The organism is Shimia litoralis (genome assembly GCF_005518135.1).
GTDB lineage: Bacteria > Pseudomonadota > Alphaproteobacteria > Rhodobacterales > Rhodobacteraceae > Shimia_E > Shimia_E litoralis.
The window spans coordinates 18,020-37,965 of record NZ_SULI01000014.1; the positions used below are offsets into that span (position 1 = coordinate 18,020).

Below are 19,946 nucleotides of genomic sequence, written 5' to 3' on the forward strand. Positions count from 1 at the left end.
TGCGTCTTTTTCCTGACTTGTGAGCGACGATCATTCAGGTAAACAAGTCTGAACACAAGACTTCAACAGGACAGCCATCATGCCAGCCACATTTTCGACCCTTGCCGAGTTCCGTACACTGTTGACCCATGCTCCAAAAATCGACGCGATCGCGTTGGGGGAAGCCCAAGATCGCAATGGGCAATTGACCAAACCTCCGGGGGCATTGGGACGTCTGGAAGATCTGGCGATCTGGTATGCCGGTTGGCGCGGCACGGCTCGGCCGTCGATTGATGCACCCCAAGTGATTATCTTTGCGGGAAACCATGGTGTGACGGCACAAGGCGTGTCTGCATTTCCGGCAGAAGTGACCGAACAAATGGTCATGAATTTTCAGCACGGTGGCGCGGCGATCAATCAGCTAAGCAAAGCCGCGGGCGCAAGCTTGGATGTGCATGCGCTCTCGTTGGATGTGCCTACGCAAGATTTCACTCAGACCTCGGCGATGGACGAAGCGGGCGTGGTTGATGCGTTGGTGGCTGGGTGGAACGCGGTTGCGCCGCACACCGATCTGTTGGTTGTCGGAGAGATGGGCATCGGCAACACAACGTCTGCTGCCGCGATTGCACACGCGTTGTTTGGCGGCCAAGCCGAAGATTGGGTGGGGCGTGGCACAGGCGTGGATGATGCTGGACTGGCGAACAAGGCGCGTGTCGTGCGTGAAGCGGTGGCCTTGCATGCAGGGGGCGATGGTTTGGACACGCTCATGCGGCTTGGCGGGCGTGAATTGGCTGCGATGGCAGGGGCCATTGCCAAGGCGCGCAGCTTGCGCATTCCGGTGATTTTGGATGGTTTTATCTGTACTGCCGCCGCTGCATGTCTGGCGCAAACCCAGCCCGACGCGTTGGATCATACGGTCGCTGGCCACGCAAGCGCCGAAGCTGCGCATCGTGCGCTGTTGGCACAACTGGATAAACAGCCGCTTCTGGCGCTGAATATGCGTTTGGGCGAGGGCTCGGGCGGGGCGTTGGCGATCAATATTCTCAAGTCTGCGGTGGCCTGTCACTCTGGGATGGCGACCTTTGCAGAGGCGGGCGTGTCAGACGCTTGATACCTTACGGTGGCAGCCCCGACATTATGTGGGGCTGCTGACGATGTCAGGCCTGCCTTGCACGGAACGCTCTCAGGGCTCGCCGTCTTTGCTATCCAGCAGGGCCATCAAGGCAACCTCCAGCTCTTTTTCCAGCTCTTTGGCGCGTGCCACATAGGGCGCGTTCTCAGAGGCCGGAATGTCAGGGCTCCACAAGGACGCCAATTCGCGCAACCGCAGCCGATCGTGCTGATAAAACGTCTGTTCAGCCTGCGATGCCTCGTATTCTGTCAATCCGATGTTCTCGAGGACATACCGCCCAGCCCGCAAGCTCGAGTCAAACATTTCGCGAACAATGTCATCTGCGCCCGCTTGATACAGCTGGTACACATGGTGACGGTCATGGGCGCGCGCGACGATGTGAAGGTCGGGCCGTTCCCGCCGCGCATGGCGCACAAGGGCATTGGCCGACGCTGGATCATTGAGCGCAACAACCAGCACACGTGCTTGGCCCAGTCCAGCGGCATGAAGCAGTTCAGGACGCGTCGGATCACCAAAAAATCCTTTGACACCAAAGCGTCGCATCAGTTCGATCGTGCGGATGTCATGATCCAACACCACCGTTTTATAGCCAGCGGTGCGCACAAGTCGGTTCACAATTTGCCCAAATCGTCCGATGCCAGCGATAATCACCGGCCCTTGATCGTCAATTTCATCTGCGGCCTGATCGGATTTGTCGCTGTCTGTAATGCGTTTGGAAATGAGATCATACACCATAAACAATAACGGTGTGATCAGCATCGACAGTGCCACAATCAGCAACAGTTTTTCAGCAAGTGCGGGGGGCAACACGTGTTGTTGCAACGAAAACGAAATCAGGACAAAGCCAAATTCCCCGGCTTGCGCAAGGCTCAGTGTGAACAGAACCTGATTGCGCCCGCGCAGCCCAAACACACGGCCCAAGATGTACAGAACCAAAGCCTTGATGGTCATGATGGTCAAGGTGATGCCAAGGATCGGAAACGGATCTGCGAAAAAACCGGCAAAGTCGATCTGAGCGCCCACAGTGATGAAGAACATCCCGAGCAACAGCCCTTTGAAGGGCTGAATGTCGCTCTCAAGTTCATGCCGGAATTCGCTGTTGGCCAACAGAACCCCTGCCAAAAAGGTGCCCAAAGCAGGTGACAGGCCCACAAGCATCATCAAAAAGGCGATGCCTACAACGATCAACAAGGCTAGGGCTGTGTACATCTCGCGCAGATGTGCTGCGTGAATAAACCGAAAAATTGGCCGCACAAGAAACATGCCACCAAAGATGATGGCGGCAACGGCGCTGAGCGTGACCAGCGTCACCCCCCATCCGGGCAAACCTTCGACCAGCGACATGCTGCTTGCGTGCCCTGCATCCTGCGCTGACTTTTGGATGGATCCGTCAGATGTGATTTCCATAAGGGATGGCATGGCCAGCAAGGGCAAAAAGGCCAAAATCGGGATTACTGCAATGTCTTGGGTCAGTAGCACCGAAAATGCCGAACGCCCGCCTGCGGTCTGGTTCAGCTTTTTCTCGGTCAGAGTTTGCATCACAATCGCGGTTGAACTCAGCGCAAAAATCATCCCCATCGCGAGAGCGATGTTAAAGGTATACCCAAGAAACAGGCTTGCAGTTGTCACTGCGCCGCCAGTGAGCAGGATTTGCATGCCGCCCAGGCCGATCAACTTGTGACGCATCGCCCACAAGGCCCGCGGGTCCAGTTCCAAGCCAATTACAAACAACATCAGGACAACGCCGAATTCCGCGTAATGCAGCAAATCTTCGGCTTGGTGAATCAACCCGAGCACCGGACCGATGACCACACCTGCAAGCAGATATCCCAACACCGAGCCCATGCCCAATCGGGCGGCAATCGGTACCGCGATCACCGCGGCAGTCAAAAATACAGTGGCCTGAAACAGAACACCTTCCATTATATATGTCCTTTTTTGAACTGGTCAGGTCGGCAGTGGGGCGTCGCGTTTGAACTGATCCATTACAATTTGGCTCTGCACCCGGCTGACAGCAGGGTGAGGCAAAAGAATTTCGTGAATCAATGTGTTAAGCGCGCTCAAGTCTTTACAATATATCCTCAAAAGATAATCCGCATCCCCTGTTAGAGTCCATGCACTGATGATTTCGGGGCGTGTCCCAACCAAGGTCACAAAACCGCGCCCGTGTTCTGGGCCATGCACCCCAAGGGTGACCTGCACAAAGGCTTGGACGGTCAGGCCAATCTTGGTGGGATCAAGGCGTGCCGAATATCCTTGGATCAAGCCTTCGGCCTCGAGCCGCTGGCGCCGACGCCCGGCTTGGCTGGGAGAAAGGTTGAGAACCTCGCCGAGCTCCTGCGCTGTCAGATGTGCATCTTTCTGAAGGGCTTCCAACAAGCGTGCATCAGTGTGATCAATCATGCGAAATTCCCGCAAAGAATGGTTCCATTTTGTCAATATTACGTGAAAAATGTAACGATAGCACGAAGCTTTGTGCGGCTGTCGCCGGAAGTTGAGGTGAATTTTATTGTTAGCAAGAGATGTGCCGTTCGAATGTTCGAGCGACCCCACCGCTCATGAGCGCAATCGATGATCTGATGTTTCCTTAATCGCCAGCAGGGCATGCGTGCCAGACGTGTGGCGCAACTTACGACCTATTCATGTGATGGCAGAAGCAGGAATTACCCTTTGGGCAACTTAAGAACAACGTTTCGACCAGATTTGACATAGCGCAGCTCGCTGTCAGAAATCGCAGCCACTTTGCCGCCGTCGATCCGATCCCCGACTTGGACCTTTTTATAGCGTCCATTTGACAGGCGGACCAAGGCACGGCGGCTCGAAGATGTGCCATAGACACCAATCAGGTTCACTTTGTTCAAGTTGATGGCGTTTTGGATTGTCGCTTGGCGTGCGACCGACGCTGTACTCGGGATTTTGGGGGTGACTGTCGCTGCAACAGGCGTGGCCTTGACCGGCTCTGCAGATTTTGACCGGGCGGCAATTTGCGCGATATTGGAAGGACGTAGGCGCGGTTTCACAGAGCTGTTGATCGCCAGAGCCGTTGGCGTGGTGTCTTTTTCTTCGGCATCTTTGGCCAGTGCCGGACGTGCTTTGGGGCGGATATTGCCAAGCTCGGCGATGGATCTGCCGCCATTTGTCGCCCGCTCGTTTGTTTCAACCAGCCCTGAGGGACGCAGTTGCGGGCGCAAGGTTGCGAGACGCGCGATTTGGTCGGTGGTCTGAGAAGACTGAACAGCAGTGGCTCTGTCAGGGAATTTTGCTGGTAGCACACTAGGGCGCCCCAGATAGACCATGACACCATCCGGGTTAAGTGACCCAGACGCGGTCGCAACCACAAGACCGTTTTCATCCAGTTCAAAAGATGTGTCCGCCGACACCGGGTCCAGCTGTTTGAGCAGAGACGTATCCGTTTGCAGCGCTGGCATCGATGGCAAGGCCACAGCATCTTGGGCAATCACCACGCGGTCGATGGACGTCATATAGAGATCATCAGTAGATCCCGCAGGGGGCGTTGCAGTCTGGACAGGGGCTTGCTCCCAGATGCCGGTCACAGCATAGCGGGCTTCGGCTTCTTTGGTGGTCGGGGCTGTCGGGTGGTTGATGTCCGTCAGGGCTTCAACTTCGGCGCTGTCCGTCAGCGACATGGGTTGCTCTGGCGGCAGAACGTTGGTTTCGACAGGTGCGGTTTCTTGTTCCAACTCGGCGATTTGCGGAATGTCTTCGGTGCCGAACAATCCGGCGATCCCGTCATCTGTGAACAAAGACGCCCACAGGGCAACCACCGCAAGAAAGGCCAGCAGGACCAGCATGAGGATCAGGCCTAGATGCCGTGGCTTGCCACCAATCTGAGGCGACTCGCGATCGGCGAAAGCGGCAGCACCCTGGGCTTTCTTGGCGGCTTTAGAGGTTTTGTCGCGTTTGGGTTTCGCAGTCTGTGTGTGCGTTTGGGTACGTTTCTCGGCGATGGGTGCCGGTGCGTCTGGTACTGGTGCTGATCGCTGACTAGAAAAGCCCGCTTGATCTGCTTGCAGATCGTTTTGCGGTGCGGCGGCGACATCGGGTTTTTCTTGCGGATCGGGCAAATCCGATTCGACTTTGGCGGCGGGCTTCAGATCGGCAAGGGCGGCTGTCGGGTCAAATCTGACGCGCTGTGCGCGCGTCGCGCTAGGATCATCGCGTGTGGCCCCCTGCAGTTCACCGGACGGTGTTGCTTCTGGGGCGCTTCGGTGGGCGCGGATACTGGAAAACGAAGCAGCAGGTTCAACAGGCGGTATCTCTGGCTCGGCGGCATGCTCTTGCGGGGCAGGATCTTGGGGCGCAGTTTCGCTTGGTGCGGGAGGCACGTCTTTTGAAGGCTCTTGCTCAGGTGTGTCAGCTGCCGCGAGAGGTGTCTCAATCTGCGCCTCTGACAAAGGCCCTCGGCTTACGATTTCGATGGGCAGCGCGTCAGCGGACGATATGTCAATGTCGGTTTGTCCCGCGGCCAAAACCGTTGGACCAAAAAAGGGCTCGGTCGGAAATTCGGTTTCCGGCGGGATGGCCGCAAAGCTGACGGGGGTGAACCCGTGTTCGACGGCAAAAGCTTCGGCTTCGGCCAAGGTATCGCGCGCGACGGCGGCGACATGCGTGATACGGCGCGCGGCAGAAATATCAAACGCAAGCTCGTCCAACGCATAGGGTGTGTTGTCGACAAGCGCTTGGCCAGCCAGCTTGAGACGTTCCTTGCGGCCGGTGCGTCCGGTATCAACCGCCAGATATTTGATCTGATCATTGGGCAGAATGATTTTACACGCAAAACCTTGTCCATCCATCGCGGAGGCTTGATCGCGCAAGGCAGACAGATCGCCTGCCAAATCGTCGGCGTCCAGAGCGACCTCGCCAATCAGATGCCATCCCCCGACGACACGGCGCAATAGGCCGATACCTTCATAAGACAGGGACAATGCATAATTAGGTTTCATATTAACGCTCTATCACTCGGTAGTTTGTGAAAACACTGCTCTCATAATTTGGTAATTTTATAGCAGGTTATTGCCGAAAGGAAGGAAAACACCGGACACAAGTCACATTCCCTGTTCGTGTTTGGTAGGTTTCCCCACGAGCAGGTGCATTAAGGAGTATAATGATGCGTTTTTTGTTAGTGAGTTTGCTGGTTCTGGGACTAGGGACGCCTGTCTTGGCGAATCCTCAGGGTCTTCGGGTGAACGGGCAGGGCGTGGTCGAGAGCGCGCCAGATATGGCCGTGATCACGATCGGGGCCAGCCATCAGGCAGGCACAGCGCGGGATGCGATGGCCCAAGTGTCCAAGGCGACGACCTCGATCCTAAAGCAACTTGAAAAACTGGGTGTGGCGCCAGCGGACATGCAGACCAGCGACCTGTCGTTGTCACCTGTGTGGGATCGCAACAACAACGGCGGGTCTTCCCAGCGTGTTGTTGGCTATGTCGCCTCAAATCAGCTTCGGGTACAGGTCAAAGATTTACAGGGCTTAGGAGAGATTTTGGATGCGGTGGTGCAAGGTGGCTCCAACCGGATGGGGGGCTTGCAATTTGCTTTGATTGACCCGCGCCCCGCCAAAGACGAAGCACGCCGCCTTGCGGTGGCCGATGCGCGCGCCAAGGCTGAGTTATATGCGCAGGCCGCCGGCGTGAAACTGGGCGCAATGCTTAGTTTGACAGAACAGGGGCCTGTGTCTGCCCGTCCAGAAATGATGCGTGCGATGGCGGATGCCGGGTCGTCTGTGCCCATCGCCGAAGGCGAATTGGCCACCACGGCAATGGTCGAAATCGTGTTTGAAATCATCAACTAAGCCAACGTGTAAGTCCGTATGGCAAGGACAAAAAACGGGCCGCGTCGGCATCGACGCGGCCCGTTTTTTGTGACGATATTAGGAGATTAGGCGCTGGCTTTGGCCAAGGCCTGATCCAGATCCGCAATCAAGTCTTCGGCGTTTTCAATGCCAATTGAAATCCGTACCACATTTGGTCCGGCACCAGCGGCTTCCTGCTGGGCTTCGTCCAGCTGGCGGTGGGTGGTAGACGCCGAGTGAATGACCAATGACCGCGTGTCGCCCAAGTTGGCGACGTGGCTAAAGATATCCAGCGAGTCCACAAACTTCACGCAGGCATCATAGCCGCCCTTGAGCGCGACGGTGAACAATCCACCTGCGCCTTTGGGGCAAATTTTTGCAACGCGGTTGTTGTATGGCGATGAGGCCAAGCCCGCATAGGTCACATGGTCGACGCGATCGTCATTTTCGAGCCATGTGGCAACGGTCATGGCGTTTTGAACGTGACGCTCCATGCGCAGCGAAAGGGTTTCGGTGCCCATCAACGTGTAGTGCGCGGCTTGCGGGTTCATGGTCATGCCCAGATCACGCAGTCCAATGGCGATGCCGTGGAAGGTGAACGCTAGCGGTCCAAAGGTTTCGTGGAATTTCAGCCCGTGATATGCAGGCTCTGGCGCGCTGAGTGAGGGGAACTTGTCGCTTGCTGACCAATCAAATGTGCCCGAATCCACAACGCAGCCACCTGTTACAGTGCCGTTGCCCGTCAGGTATTTCGTGGTCGAGTGCACAACCAGTGTGGCGCCGTGCTTGATCGGGTTGCAAAGGTATGGTGTGGCCGAAGTGTTGTCGACAATCAGGGGCACTCCGGCGTTGTTGCTGATCGCGCTGATGGCGTCCAGATCGGTGATATAGCCACCGGGGTTGGCGATGGATTCGCAAAATACCGCACGGGTGTTGTCGTCGATTGCGGCAGCCAGCGCGTCTTCGTCATCAAAATCAACAAACTTGGCTTCCCAGCCAAAGCGCTTGATGGTCTGGCTGAACTGGGTGATCGTGCCGCCGTACAGGCGGGTCGAGGCCACGACGTTCATGCCTGGTTGCATCAGTGGGAACAGCGCCATGATTTGTGCCGCGTGACCGGACGAACAGCATACAGCGCCCGCACCACCTTCGAGGGTCGCAATGCGTTCTTGCAGAACCGCGACAGTCGGGTTGGTCAGGCGCGAATAAATATATCCAACTTCTTGCAAGTTAAACAGTGCTGCGGCGTGCTCGGCATCGCGAAACACATAAGCTGTGGTTTGGTAAATCGGTGTCTGGCGAGCACCTGTCGCCGGATCAGGCCGAGCGCCAGCGTGAATTTGCAAAGTATCAAAGCCATAGTTGGGGGCGTCTGACATGTGTGTTCTCCCTAAAATGCGTTGCACAAATGTTTAGGGAGAAGCGGGCACAGGTGCAACTGTCTCAGGCTATTAAGGAGTTTGCACAGGCCGATTGGGTGCGACAGGGAAATTTTCCCTGTCTTTGGGGTAAAAGTGGAATATTCCGCCTAGCGCATCCAGAAGCCGTTTCGCTTAATCTTGTTGCGAATGACTTGTTCCTTGCGGGGCAGGTGGTCTTGGTCGAACAAGTCCCGCACCTTTTGGCCTCGGCCTTGGAAAATCATCCGTTTCATTGGATCATACTGTTTCAGGACCTTCTTGATCTTGTTGGGTGCACTGACGTCTTCCATGACCTGAATGGCATGATCGCTTTCGCGGGCGTAAAACAGCGGCAACAACCTGTAATGACAGGTCACATCGCCATCCAGATATCCAGCGGGCAAAGCATCACGGCCGCCGCCGAAAGAGTGAATGACCAAGGGCAAGGCGACCTGATCAAGCCAAGGGTCAAGGGTTTGGCAAACCAATTCAGGCGGGGCGTCATCGCGGATGGCGAGGGCATATTCCAGAAAGCGGGTGCCAAATTCATGCGGGCACCGGAAATAAAAGAAACCAGCGTTGAAATACAAATACCGCTTCCAGTACTCATCCGGTTGGCTGAGATCTAGCGAGCTTTCATAATCCAGTCCGAATTTGTCATACAAAGATTTCCACGTCTCACCATACCCCGGACCATAAAGTTCAAGGGTGGGCCAAGTGCCTTCTACCTTTAGCGAGGCGCTGGGTCGGTCAAAATCAAACGGCACCGATTGAAGTTCACCCGTCACCAATGTGTCGGTGTCAAAAAAGACGAAAGGTTCGCCCTTTGGCAGGGCTGTCAGGGCTTCGATTTTATTCCCATACGGATAATCCTGCCCAAAATGCGTACTTTGGAACGGGATAATTTCCGCATCCAGCGTCTTGAGCAAATCCAACACGTCTTGGTGGACAATGCGTGGGTCATCGTCCCAGTTCGGGCCGGGTTGGGGTTCCAGAACAAACAAGCGGCCTTGGAAATCTGGCGAACTTGCGCGCAAAGAGGCTGCGAAAAGTGCTGCTTCGTATTGAAGGCGCCCTGATTGTCCGACGATTGCGATATTGAATTTTGGGGTCTGCGACCCTTTTCTTGCCATTTTACCCATTGCCCTGCACCATACTCTTGTCAGCGACTATAGGCGGCTTGGGGCGTGTGCAAAAGTCTGGATTTTGGAGTTTTGCCGTCAAAGCTGGTTTTCAGACACGAGAGCAAGGAGAAGACACATGGCGCGTAGGTTTTTTGGGTTTATCTGTACCGCGATTATGACGGCATCTATGGGGTGGGCCACCAGTCCGCAAAAAGCCGAGGATCAGACCGCAACGGGCAAGTTTTTGACCGCGACCGAGGTCAAGCCGATCTTGGCCGCGACGCAAGGCAATTGGGTCGCCGTGCGCGAATACAACGGGCAGGATTTGGTGTATTTCACGCATCTATTGGCCTGGAGATGTGGCCTGTATGAGATCAGTTTTTCGATCAATGGCCAACAGCAGCAGAATTTTGAGGTCCCTGCGTGTGATCCGGATGCCGCCGCTCCGGGCGCGATCCCGGACACAGCCACGATCTACTTGGAGTATCCGCTGAACTCGGTCCAAACCATCAGCGTCTCATTGTTATATGACGACCTCTCCACGCAGACTGTAACCTTTGAGCGTGCGAATATCATGACGCCCTAGTGGTGTTGGCGGCCTCAATTCCTGCGGCACAAAAGGTAATCAATTCATCCAGATGGCTGGCGGCATCAGGGCGTGGGTCGCCTAAGGCTGCGACACGCCAACGTGACGTGACCAAGGCCAGCATGGCCGAGACCGAATATACCAACCCTGCGGCGATGGTTTGTCGCGCAGCCTGAGGATACAGCGCCGCAATTTCATCAATAAATATCTTTGCGGTCGGATCAAAACAGATTGCCGCAAGATCGCGCCAGCGCGGATCAGCCGACACATGTGCCACCAGACGCGCATATGACAGCCATTGCGGCCCACCTGTTTCCGCCTTTTCAAGGTAGGGCGCGAAAAAGCAATCAAGAATGGCATGCAAGGTCAACGGACCCAATTCTTTGCGTGCATTCAGTGCATTGATACGCGCTGCGGCCAGTTCCTCGGCGCGGCGGCTTACCACGTAACAAAATAACGCTTCTTTGGGGCCTCCGTGGTGGGTCACCAAACCTGCGGGCACATTGGCCTCTTTGGCAATGTCGCGCACGGATGCCCCCTCAAAGCCGCGCTCTGCAAACAGACGTTCCGCCGAATCAAAAATGCGCCCACGTGTTTCAAGAGATCGCTTGGAAGGCGCCCTTTGCCGTTGTTTTTCTTTCGGAATTTCGATGCTCATAAAAACACCTTGCCTTATTTTGTACGACTGTTCAATCTAATATCAGTACACAGGGGAGGGTTGTACGTGGCAACACACGAGAAATTCGCACTGATTGGTGCGGGGCCAATGGGGCTTGCGACAGCTAAGGTTCTTAAGGAGCAGGGGATTCCGTTTCAGGGTTTCGAGATGCACTCAGATGTCGGGGGGCTGTGGGATATCGATGCACCGCTGTCGACGATGTACGAGAGCGCGCATTTGATCTCGTCCAAGCGGATGACCGAATTTGCCGACTTCCCGATGGACGACGATGTGGCTGAATACCCTTCGCATCGCGAGCTGACCGGATACTTTCGTAAATTCGCCGATCATTTTGGGTTGCGGGAACGTTACAAGTTCAACGCCAAAATCACCAAACTGACGCCCGTGGGGGCAAGCGGCGAGGGCTGGCAGGTTGCATGGCAAGACGAGCAAGGCGAACACTCGGAGACCTACGCCGGTGTTCTGATCGCCAACGGGACGTTGTCAGAGCCAAATATGCCAACCTTCAAAGGCACATTCGATGGCGAATTGATCCACGCGAGCCAGTATCGTCACGCCGCGCAGTTTGACGGCAAACGTGTGCTTGTGGTGGGGGCTGGCAACTCTGGGTGCGATATTGCGGTGGATGCCATTCACCATGCACAGAAAACTGATCTGTCCATGCGACGCGGTTATTATTTTGTACCCAAATATGTGTTTGGCAAACCTGCGGACACCATGGGGGGCGCGATCAAGCTTCCGATGTGGCTTAAGCGCAGTGTCGATAGTGTGATCCTGAAATGGTTCGTAGGCGATCCGCAAAAATACGGTTTCCCCAAGCCGGATTATAAACTGTATGAAAGCCACCCCGTGGTGAATTCACTGGTGCTGTATCATGCTGGTCATGGTGATTTGACGATCCAGCCGGATATTGACCACTTTGATGGCAAGACAGTCCACTTTGTCGATGGCACGCAGGCTGATTATGACATGGTGCTGGCGGCCACCGGATATCGGCTGCATTATCCATTCATCGAAAAGTCGGACCTGAATTGGCAAGGCGATGCGCCACACTTATATTTGAATGCAATGCATCCGACGCGCGATGATCTGTTTGTGTTGGGCATGATCGAAGCCACGGGTCTGGGCTGGCAAGGGCGCCACGAACAGGCCGAAATGGTCGCGCGCTATATTTCAGGTATCCAAGCAGGGACGGCGGCAGCCAAAGACCTTCAGGCTGAAAAATCCGCAGATTTCACACGTGCAACGGGCGGGATGAAGTATCTCAAGTTGGCGCGCATGGCCTATTATGTCGACAAGGCCACCTATCGCGGTGCTGTCACGAAATGGATTGACCGACTGACCAAAGGGGGCGGATCATGACCGAAATTGATGACATCATGCTGAACTTCAGCCCCGCGTCATTACAGTTGCTGAATGGCATTCTCGCTGTGGTGATGTTCTCTATCGCGATTGATCTCAAGATCAGCGACTTTCGAGCGCTGTCAAAGGCCCCCAAACCCTTGGTCACGGGGTTGTTTTCCCAGTTTATCGTATTGCCTGCGCTGACGTTTGGTCTTGTGATTTTGTCTCAACCACGCCCGTCGATCGCGCTGGGCCTGATGTTGGTGGCTGCCTGTCCGGGGGGTAACATTTCGAATTTCATCACCCATCGGGCTGGTGGAAACTCTGCGCTGTCAGTGTCAATGACAGCCTTTGCGACTGTGGGGGCTATTTTGTTGACGCCTCTGAACTTGGCCTTTTGGGGCAATCTGTATGCGCCCACACGCGACATCTTGCGCGCTACGCATATTGATCCGGTGTCGGTTGCGATTACGGTGGGGCTCATGCTGGTCTTGCCTCTGATCCTTGGCGTGATGCTTAATGCCAAGCGGCCGGATGTCGCGCGCAGACTGCGCAAGCCGTTACAGTATCTTTCGATGGCAATTTTCCTTGCGTTTATCGTGCTGGCGCTCGCCGCAAACTGGGATTTCTTTCTTGGATACGCTGGGGCTGTGGCAGTTTTGGTGGTGGTGCATAATACACTGGCGTTGGGCGGTGGATATTCCGTGGCAACACTTGCGGGCCTCAGCGCGTTTGATCGACGCGCCGTCACCATCGAGACGGGTATTCAAAACTCTGGACTGGGGCTTGTGTTGATTTTCGGGTTCTTCGGAGGATTGGGTGGCATGGCCGTTGTTGCGGCATTCTGGGGCGTTTGGCACGCCATTTCCGGTCTTGCTTTGGCGGCGGTTATGAACAGAACCGAGGCTGCACGATGACACGGATATTGATCACGGGTGCTGCGGGCATGATTGGTCAGGCGCTGTTGCAGCGCTTGGCCGGCACCGATCACGAGATCGTGGCGACGGACCTGCGCCCGCCAAAGGTGCTTCCGCCGAATGCGCAGTTTGAAAAACTGGATGTGACCACGGATGATCCTTTGACGGTGATTGCGCGTGTTCAACCCGAGGTCATCGTACATCTGGCATCAATTGTGACGCCTCCGAAGGGATCGACACGTCAACTGGAATATGCGGTGGATGTGGCGGGTACCGAAAAGGTTTTGGAAGCGGCATTGGCTGTGGGGACCCGACGTATTGTTGTGACGTCTTCCGGGGCGGCGTATGGCTATCATCCTGATAACCCTGTGCCCCTGCGCGAAACGGATGCGCTTCGAGGTAACCCAGAGTTTCCGTATAGCGATCACAAACGTCAGGTAGAAGAAGTGCTGGCGAGCGCCCGTGCCCATGCGCCGCAACTCGAGCAAGTTGTTTTGCGGGTGGGGACGGTGTTGGGCGCCGGAACCCAGAACCAGATTACGGCCCTGTTTGAAAAACCACGCATATTGGCGGTACGCGGCAGCGAAAGCCCTTTTGTCTTTATCTGGACAGAGGATTTGGCGGCGATTCTGCACCGGGCTGCCACGGATGGCCCGGCTGGGGTGTTCAACGTCGCCGGAGACGGCGCGCTTGGCGCGCGCGACATCGCCAAAGTTATGAATAAGCCCGTGCTGCGAATACCTGCATGGCTTCTCAAGGGGGCGCTGGCGGTTGCCAAACCTTTGGGGCTCAGCCGGTACGGCCCCGAGCAAGTGCGGTTTTTACAATATCGTCCGGTGCTGGCCAATGATGCGCTTAAAACCGCGTTTGGTTATGTGCCACAGAAATCCAGCGCCGAGGTACTGGCGTATTGGAAAGCGGAGACACACACATGAAAACCGCAGTTATTTCCGGCGGAAACGGTGGATTGGGGCAAGCCCTTGCGCGCAGGTTGCAAGGGCAGGGATGGCGCACGGTGCTGCTGGATTTGAATATTGATGGTCTCAGCACGACAGAGACACAAATTCCGTTGGCATGCGACTTGACCGACGCGCGGCAATTAGCGGATGCGACGGCTCAAATTATTGCGATGTGCCCAACCATAGATCTGGTGATCTATAATGCAGGAATTACCCAAATCGGAGCATTTTCCGATACCTCGGTGGACACCATCCGCAAGGTGTTCGAGATCAATGTCTTTGCAGCGATCAACATGGCCAAGGCCTTTTTGACACCGCTCCGAGACTCGCAGGGGACCCATCTTGCAATTTCGTCGGTGGCTGGATTTTCTCCACTGTACCACCGGACGGCTTATGCGGCCTCAAAACACGCGCTAGAGGGGTTCTTTGGCTCGCTGCGTTCTGAAGAGGCAGCATATGGTGTGAAATCGCTGATTGCCGCGCCATCGTTTGTGGCGACAAATATTGGCAACGATCAACGTCAATCCGACGGCGTTGCCCGCCCCGGATCAGCCACGGACGGTCTTGACTATATGACACCCGACCAAGCGGCCGACATCATTCTGCGTGGTGTGTCCAAACACGCCGCCTTTACCCCTGTGGGCCGCATTGCGCGGCTCAGTTATGTGATCAATCGAGTGAGCCCGCGGCTGTTTCAGCATTTGATGGAGAAAAACATCAAGGGTACGTAATGCGCTTTGATGAAGCCGTGATCGCACAGAAGCGCGAAAATGTGGCCGAGGCGATGGCCGCATCATAGGCTGGCCGCGACCTAAAAATGACCAAGACATGTGTGCAGGCAAAACGCCTCACACAACAAAATTGTTGTTGCCAAACAATGCTTATCAATCAGAGGGAAAGTGGTGGGCGACCCTGGAATCGAACCAGGCGTGCGTCTCCGCGAGGGAGTTACAGTCCCCTGCCACACCTTGCGGCCTGTCGCCCACTTTCCTTGACCTTGCGGTCTCGGTGTGAGGCTGATTACTGTGCCGTGGCGGGGGCGTCAACAAGAAAATCTCTTGCAGTGGCGGCCTTTGCATCGCATTGGTAATCTGGAATGAAAAACAGGACACCAGACCGATGAAAAAGCCCAAGTGGGTCGTTGAAAAAGAGCAACACAAACGTAAAGCGGCGGCAGAAACTGTCTGGTTGTTTGGTCTTCATGCGGTGCGTGATGCTTTGATGAACCCGAACCGCGAAAAATTGCGGTTGGTTGTCACAAAAAATGCATATGACAAGCTTGAGGCCGCGATCACCGAATCAGGTATGACGCCCGAAGTCGTAGAACCACGCCAGTTCAAAGTGCCGATTGATGCGCAATCTGTGCACCAAGGGGCAGCGCTTGAGGTCAAACCACTGAATTGGGGTGGGATTCGGGACCTTGCGTTGGGCAGCGGGGATCACGCACCACGTATTCTTTTGCTCGACCGTGTCACTGACCCGCATAACGTTGGCGCCATCTTGCGCAGTGCCGAGGTGTTTGGTGCGCAGGCGGTGATTGGCACACGCCACCATTCCGCACCTGAAACTGGTGCGCTGGCCAAAACCGCCAGCGGTGCGCTTGAACGCCAGCCCTATTTGCGGTTGCGCAACTTGTCTGATGCCATCGTTGAACTGCAGAATATGGGCTATATCGTGCTGGGCTTGGATGGCGAGGCTGAAGGTTCGATCGAGGTCGCCCTTGAAGGGAAACGCGATCGCGCTGTGGCCTTGGTGCTGGGCGCAGAGGGGCCAGGACTGCGCCAAAAAACCAAAGAAACCTGTGATGCTTTGGTGAAAATTGACTTTGCCGGCGGGTTTGGGTCGCTGAATGTGTCCAATGCTGCCGCCGTGGCATTGTATGCGTCGCTAGAGCGATAACGTCCTCGCATAGGTGTCGAGCGTGGTCTTACACTTCGATCACATAAGGGTTACCAGCCCTTTAAAGGCGCAAAACCGGACTTATGTTGAGGGTCATAAGGGATCAATCCGGAACTTTGATCTCTATTCACTGTCCCTCGTTCCGCACCTAGCGCTCAAGATAACACTTGAGCGCTTTTTTCTTTTTCTAGGGCAGGCTAGGCTGTGGCATGATCTATTCTGATGACTTTCTAAAATCGGTGCTTACGCGCACCAAATCGGTGGCCGTCGTAGGGGTATCCTTGAACCCTGTGCGCCCAAGCTATTACGTGGCGCGCTATCTTGGGCTTAAGGGGTACAAGGTCATTCCGATAAACCCCATGCATGCGGGTAAGCAGCTGTTTGGCCAGACCGTGTTGGCGAGTCTGTCCGATATTGAGGGACCTGTGGATATGGTCGATATTTTTCGACGATCAGAGGCCGTGCCGGACATTGTGGATGAAACCTTGGCGCATGTGACAGGGGTGCAAACGATTTGGATGCAAATCGGTGTGGAACATGCAGAGGCAGCCGCCAAGGCCGAGACGCAGGGAATTGACGTGATCCAAAACCGGTGCCCCAAAATCGAATATCAACGGCTGTTTGGCGAATTGCGCATGGGCGGATTTGCGACAGGCGTCATCTCATCCAAACTCTAGGTTTGGTGCGTGTGGCCCGTTTGGGGCCACCTTATGCATACCTTAGGATTTTGGGCGCGCGGCTTTTTCTGCGATACCGCTGGTGCCTTGGCGACGGTCCAGCTCTGCGAGGACGTCTTGAAACGGAATGTTGCGCGATTGCAGCATGACCAGCAGGTGGAACAAAACGTCGGCGCTCTCCGACACCAAGCCCTGACGATCATTCTTGACCGCTTCGATGATGGCCTCAACGGCTTCTTCACCAAATTTTTCAGCACATTTTTCTGGGCCCTTGGCCAAGAGTTTCGCTGTCCAACTGCTGTCAGGATCGGCCGAGGCGCGCTCGGAAATTGTGGATGCCAAGTTTTCAAGCGTTGTCATGTCAACCTCACTGGGATGCCAGCCGCAGACATATGTTCTTTGGCTTCTTGAATGGTGTATTCCCCAAAATGGAAGATGGAGGCCGCCAAGACAGCACTTGCGCCGCCTTTGGTCACACCTTCTACCAGATGATCCAATGTGCCGACGCCGCCCGATGCAATCACGGGGACGTTTACCGCATCTGAAATCGCTTTGGTCAACGGCAGGTTAAAGCCGGCTTTGGTGCCATCGCGATCCATTGAGGTCAGCAAAATTTCACCGGCCCCTTTGGCAACGACGAGCTTGGCAAATTCGACCGCATCAATGCCAGTGGGTTTACGCCCTCCGTGGGTGAAAATCTCCCATTTTCCGGGGCTTACTGTTTTTGCGTCAATCGCCACAACGATGCACTGGCTGCCAAATTGTGCGGCGGCCTCGGCCACGACATCCGGGTTTGCAACCGCTGCGGAATTAAACGACACCTTATCGGCACCTGCCAACAGCAGGTCGCGGACATCTTGTACGGTGCGCACGCCGCCGCCCACAGTGAGCGGAATATAACATTGTTCTGCTGTCCGGCGCACAACGTCAAACATCGTTCCGCGATTTTCGTGTGTGGCATGGATGTCAAGAAAGCAAAGCTCGTCTGCGCCAGCGGCATCATACGCACGCGCGCTTTCGACCGGATCGCCTGCATCACGCAGGCCAACAAAGTTCACCCCTTTGACGACACGGCCGTCCGCGACGTCCAGACAAGGAATAATACGGGTTTTCAACATGTCTCAGGCCTTTGGTGGAGTTTGATTCCGTGGGATTGTCACGAGCAATATCACAAGCCCAACCAGCCCAACAGGGATGGTAACCACCAAGAGCCAAAGCGCCGCAATCAAATTGGCCGACAGCACCCCAAGATTGGTTTGAAACAGCGTGCAAAAATCGCCTTGGCCCATACATCCTGCGGCCCATGCGATCACCACACCAATACAAAACAAAATGATGGGCACGCCGGAACTCAGGAACATCAAAATTCCGGCGACATGAAACTTCTGGCGCATAATGGGCGGCTTTCAGGTTGCGAGCTAGTCTTTCATGACCTGCAAGGCTTGGACCAGATCAATGGCCCCATCATAGAGTGCACGGCCGGAAATAGCACCATTCAAGGGCGCCCCGCAGGTTTTCAGGGCGCGCAAGTCGTCCAAAGAGCTGACCCCGCCAGACGCGATCACGGGGATCGACACGGCATTGCCCAAGTCGGCGGTGGCCTGAACGTTCGGGCCTTTCATTGCGCCGTCGCGCATGATGTCAGTATAGATGATGGCTGCGACGCCGGCGTCCTCAAAGGATTTGGCCAGATCAGTGACCATCACATCGGTTTCTGTTGCCCAGCCTTTTGTTGCAACACGCCCGTTGCGCGCATCAATACCAACGGCCACTTTGCCAGGGAATTCTTTGGCAGCTTCGCGCACCAGATCGGGGTTTTCAACTGCAACAGTGCCCAAAATGACCCGTGCCAGACCTTTGTCGATCCAGCGTTCAATTGTCGCCATATCACGAATGCCGCCGCCCAATTGTGCGGGGACATTGCATTGTTCGAGAATGGCCTCGACAGGGGCCGCATTGACGGGCTCTCCCTCAAAAGCACCGTTCAAATCCACCAAGTGCAACCATTCACATCCGGCGTTCACAAACTCGAGCGCCTGTGCGGCCGGGTTTTCATTGAAAACCGTTTCTTGTGTCATGTCCCCGTGCACCAAGCGCACGGCATTTCCGTCTTTGAGGTCGATGGCGGGGTAAAGGATCATGAGAGCACCGTAGTTGTGGACCGCATCTGGCGTGCGGTCAGGGAATATTTGGGCGCGGTTTGGCATGGCTTTGCCTGAAATGCAACGTGACCCAAAGTCAGGGTTGATCGGAATCGCTCTGTCGCTCAGTGTTTTTGACAACTGAGGGAGAGATGAGAATGAAAAAGACATTATTGGCGGCGGCGCTGGCGGTATTCGGGGCAGGCGCAGCGATGGCGGATCCTGTCGAAGGACTTTGGAAAACCGCACCGGGGGATACGGGCGGCTATTTGCATGTTCAAATTTCCAAGTGTGGTGCGGCCCTGTGCGGGACCATCAAAGATGCCTTTGATGCCAAAGGGGCAAACACAGGCACCTATGAACACCTTGGTAAAAAAATGATCTGGGACATGCAGGTCGACGGCAAGGGGTACTATAGCGGTGGCAAAATTTGGGCACCGGACGCAGATAAAACCTATAAATCCAAAATGAGCCTGAGCGGGTCCAAGTTGACTGTCAAAGGCTGTGTCGCGGGCGGCATGATTTGTCGGGGACAAGATTGGAAACGCGTCAACTAAAGACGATCCGCGTGGAAATGAAAGGACGCGGTCGGGTGTGTGGGTGACATCACGCCATCCGCCGCGTCGATTTCGGTGTTCGTTCCAGTAATAGAGTGGGTTAGGGGGCCCACTTAAGAAAATTCGCAATCATCCGCAGACCCACGGCCTGACTTTTCTCGGGGTGAAATTGCATGCCCAGCATGGTGTCACGCCCGATGATCGCGGTGACGTCACCGCCATAGTCCACATGTGCCAGCCGTTGATCCAAGTTTGCGACATGGAATTGATACGAATGCACAAAATAGGTGTGATCGCCCGATGTAATGCCATCCAGCACCGGATGAGGGTGGTCAATGACCAGATCGTTCCACCCCATATGCGGTACCTTAAGCGCCGCATCGTCCGGCGAAATTTTTTCAACATCTCCGCTGACCCAGTCCAGGCCGGGTGTGTCGCTGTATTCATGGCCGGTTGTCGCCATAAGTTGCATGCCGACACAAATCCCCAAGAAAGGGCGCCCTTTGTTTTCTACTGCGTCGATCATGGCGTCATAGATGCCTTTGTGGCCGCGCAATTCGGCAGCACACGCCGGAAATGCCCCATCACCGGGCAACACCAGACGATCTGCTTTGGCCACGACGTCCGCGTCGGATGTGACGATGACGTCGCCCGCATCCACTTCGGATGCCATGCGTTGAAACGCCTTTTCCGCCGAATGCAGATTGCCGCTTTCATAGTCGATGATTGCCGTCAGCACG

The 19,946-nt window shown here is 55.4% G+C and carries 21 protein-coding genes and 1 tRNA gene; 10 read left to right on the plus strand and 12 right to left on the minus strand.

Going from position 1 to position 19,946, the window contains the following annotated elements; genetic code table 11:
• Positions 1-79 precede the first annotated feature (79 nt).
• The gene (gene cobT / locus FAP39_RS11745; RefSeq protein WP_138016596.1) at positions 80-1,090 is read left to right on the plus strand and encodes a nicotinate-nucleotide--dimethylbenzimidazole phosphoribosyltransferase; all 1,011 of its coding nucleotides are present in this window, start codon (positions 80-82) and stop codon (positions 1,088-1,090) included.
• A 72-nt stretch (positions 1,091-1,162) separates the two neighbouring features.
• On the opposite strand, the gene FAP39_RS11750 is transcribed toward cobT, so the two are convergent.
• The 3 genes from FAP39_RS11750 to FAP39_RS11760 all read right to left on the minus strand — a co-directional run bounded on the left by FAP39_RS11750 (position 1,163) and on the right by FAP39_RS11760 (position 6,075).
• Positions 1,163-3,034, minus strand: a complete 1,872-nt coding sequence (locus FAP39_RS11750) for a monovalent cation:proton antiporter-2 (CPA2) family protein (protein ID WP_138016597.1) — start codon at positions 3,032-3,034, stop codon at positions 1,163-1,165.
• Between the two features lie 24 nt (positions 3,035-3,058).
• On the minus strand, positions 3,059-3,514 hold the full coding sequence (locus FAP39_RS11755) for an Lrp/AsnC family transcriptional regulator (protein ID WP_138016598.1): 456 nt from the start codon (positions 3,512-3,514) through the stop codon (positions 3,059-3,061).
• A 260-nt stretch (positions 3,515-3,774) separates the two neighbouring features.
• Positions 3,775-6,075, minus strand: a complete 2,301-nt coding sequence (locus FAP39_RS11760; protein ID WP_138016599.1) for a hypothetical protein — start codon at positions 6,073-6,075, stop codon at positions 3,775-3,777.
• Positions 6,076-6,236: 161 nt separating this feature from the next.
• On the opposite strand from FAP39_RS11760, the gene FAP39_RS11765 reads away from it, so the two are divergent.
• The gene (locus FAP39_RS11765; RefSeq protein WP_138016600.1) at positions 6,237-6,923 is read left to right on the plus strand and encodes an SIMPL domain-containing protein; all 687 of its coding nucleotides are present in this window, start codon (positions 6,237-6,239) and stop codon (positions 6,921-6,923) included.
• An 86-nt stretch (positions 6,924-7,009) separates the two neighbouring features.
• Here the strand turns inward: FAP39_RS11765 and FAP39_RS11770 are convergent, their stop codons facing one another.
• Positions 7,010-8,302, minus strand: a complete 1,293-nt coding sequence (locus FAP39_RS11770; RefSeq protein WP_138016601.1) for an O-acetylhomoserine aminocarboxypropyltransferase/cysteine synthase family protein — start codon at positions 8,300-8,302, stop codon at positions 7,010-7,012.
• A 149-nt stretch (positions 8,303-8,451) separates the two neighbouring features.
• On the minus strand, positions 8,452-9,456 hold the full coding sequence (locus FAP39_RS11775) for a hypothetical protein (protein ID WP_138016651.1): 1,005 nt from the start codon (positions 9,454-9,456) through the stop codon (positions 8,452-8,454).
• 127 nt (positions 9,457-9,583) lie between these two features.
• On the opposite strand from FAP39_RS11775, the gene FAP39_RS11780 reads away from it, so the two are divergent.
• Complete coding sequence (locus tag FAP39_RS11780; protein ID WP_138016602.1) at positions 9,584-10,033, plus strand: hypothetical protein; 450 nt, start codon at positions 9,584-9,586, stop codon at positions 10,031-10,033.
• On the opposite strand, the gene FAP39_RS11785 is transcribed toward FAP39_RS11780, so the two are convergent.
• Positions 10,020-10,691, minus strand: a complete 672-nt coding sequence (locus tag FAP39_RS11785) for a TetR/AcrR family transcriptional regulator (protein ID WP_138016603.1) — start codon at positions 10,689-10,691, stop codon at positions 10,020-10,022. The two genes, FAP39_RS11780 and FAP39_RS11785, sit on opposite strands and share 14 nt — an antisense overlap.
• A 108-nt stretch (positions 10,692-10,799) precedes the next feature.
• Between FAP39_RS11785 and FAP39_RS11790 the strand changes: the two genes are divergently transcribed.
• From FAP39_RS11790 to FAP39_RS11805, 4 genes are read left to right on the plus strand one after another with little or no spacing between them, the layout of a single operon-like run.
• The gene (locus FAP39_RS11790; protein ID WP_138016652.1) at positions 10,800-12,074 is read left to right on the plus strand and encodes a flavin-containing monooxygenase; all 1,275 of its coding nucleotides are present in this window, start codon (positions 10,800-10,802) and stop codon (positions 12,072-12,074) included.
• Positions 12,071-12,973 (plus strand): bile acid:sodium symporter family protein, encoded by a 903-nt coding sequence (locus FAP39_RS11795; protein ID WP_138016604.1) that lies wholly within the window; start codon positions 12,071-12,073, stop codon positions 12,971-12,973. The genes FAP39_RS11790 and FAP39_RS11795 overlap by 4 nt, the downstream gene beginning before the upstream one ends.
• Positions 12,970-13,908: an SDR family oxidoreductase gene (locus FAP39_RS11800; RefSeq protein ID WP_138016605.1), complete on the plus strand. Its 939-nt coding sequence runs from the start codon at positions 12,970-12,972 to the stop codon at positions 13,906-13,908. Before FAP39_RS11795 ends, FAP39_RS11800 begins: the two co-directional genes overlap by 4 nt.
• Positions 13,905-14,663: an SDR family NAD(P)-dependent oxidoreductase gene (locus tag FAP39_RS11805; protein ID WP_138016606.1), complete on the plus strand. Its 759-nt coding sequence runs from the start codon at positions 13,905-13,907 to the stop codon at positions 14,661-14,663. Before FAP39_RS11800 ends, FAP39_RS11805 begins: the two co-directional genes overlap by 4 nt.
• A gap of 169 nt (positions 14,664-14,832) precedes the next feature.
• Here FAP39_RS11805 and FAP39_RS17555 read toward each other — a convergent pair.
• Positions 14,833-14,916 (minus strand) — tRNA-Tyr (locus FAP39_RS17555).
• A gap of 135 nt (positions 14,917-15,051) precedes the next feature.
• Between FAP39_RS17555 and rlmB the strand changes: the two genes are divergently transcribed.
• The gene (gene rlmB / locus FAP39_RS11810) at positions 15,052-15,831 is read left to right on the plus strand and encodes a 23S rRNA (guanosine(2251)-2'-O)-methyltransferase RlmB (protein ID WP_138016607.1); all 780 of its coding nucleotides are present in this window, start codon (positions 15,052-15,054) and stop codon (positions 15,829-15,831) included.
• A gap of 209 nt (positions 15,832-16,040) precedes the next feature.
• Positions 16,041-16,508: a CoA-binding protein gene (locus FAP39_RS11815; RefSeq protein WP_138016608.1), complete on the plus strand. Its 468-nt coding sequence runs from the start codon at positions 16,041-16,043 to the stop codon at positions 16,506-16,508.
• 42 nt (positions 16,509-16,550) lie between these two features.
• Here FAP39_RS11815 and FAP39_RS11820 read toward each other — a convergent pair whose 3' ends face one another.
• Genes FAP39_RS11820 through hisA form a run of 4 tightly spaced genes read right to left on the minus strand, consistent with a single transcriptional unit; the run spans position 16,551 to position 18,649 of the window.
• Positions 16,551-16,868 (minus strand): phosphoribosyl-ATP diphosphatase, encoded by a 318-nt coding sequence (locus FAP39_RS11820; RefSeq protein ID WP_138016609.1) that lies wholly within the window; start codon positions 16,866-16,868, stop codon positions 16,551-16,553.
• The gene (gene hisF / locus FAP39_RS11825; RefSeq protein WP_138016610.1) at positions 16,865-17,626 is read right to left on the minus strand and encodes an imidazole glycerol phosphate synthase subunit HisF; all 762 of its coding nucleotides are present in this window, start codon (positions 17,624-17,626) and stop codon (positions 16,865-16,867) included. Before hisF ends, FAP39_RS11820 begins: the two co-directional genes overlap by 4 nt.
• Before the next feature lie 3 nt (positions 17,627-17,629).
• Entirely contained in the window at positions 17,630-17,902 is a 273-nt protein-coding gene (locus FAP39_RS11830; protein ID WP_138016611.1) for a hypothetical protein, read from the minus strand.
• A 24-nt stretch (positions 17,903-17,926) separates the two neighbouring features.
• Positions 17,927-18,649, minus strand: coding sequence for a 1-(5-phosphoribosyl)-5-[(5-phosphoribosylamino)methylideneamino]imidazole-4-carboxamide isomerase (gene hisA, locus FAP39_RS11835; RefSeq protein WP_138016653.1), 723 nt, complete (start codon positions 18,647-18,649; stop codon positions 17,927-17,929).
• Positions 18,650-18,807: 158 nt separating this feature from the next.
• Between hisA and FAP39_RS11840 the strand changes: the two genes are divergently transcribed.
• The gene (locus tag FAP39_RS11840) at positions 18,808-19,206 is read left to right on the plus strand and encodes a DUF2147 domain-containing protein (protein WP_138016612.1); all 399 of its coding nucleotides are present in this window, start codon (positions 18,808-18,810) and stop codon (positions 19,204-19,206) included.
• A gap of 100 nt (positions 19,207-19,306) precedes the next feature.
• Here the strand turns inward: FAP39_RS11840 and hisH are convergent, their stop codons facing one another.
• Entirely contained in the window at positions 19,307-19,945 is a 639-nt protein-coding gene (gene hisH / locus FAP39_RS11845; protein WP_138016613.1) for an imidazole glycerol phosphate synthase subunit HisH, read from the minus strand.
• Position 19,946 lies beyond the last annotated feature (1 nt).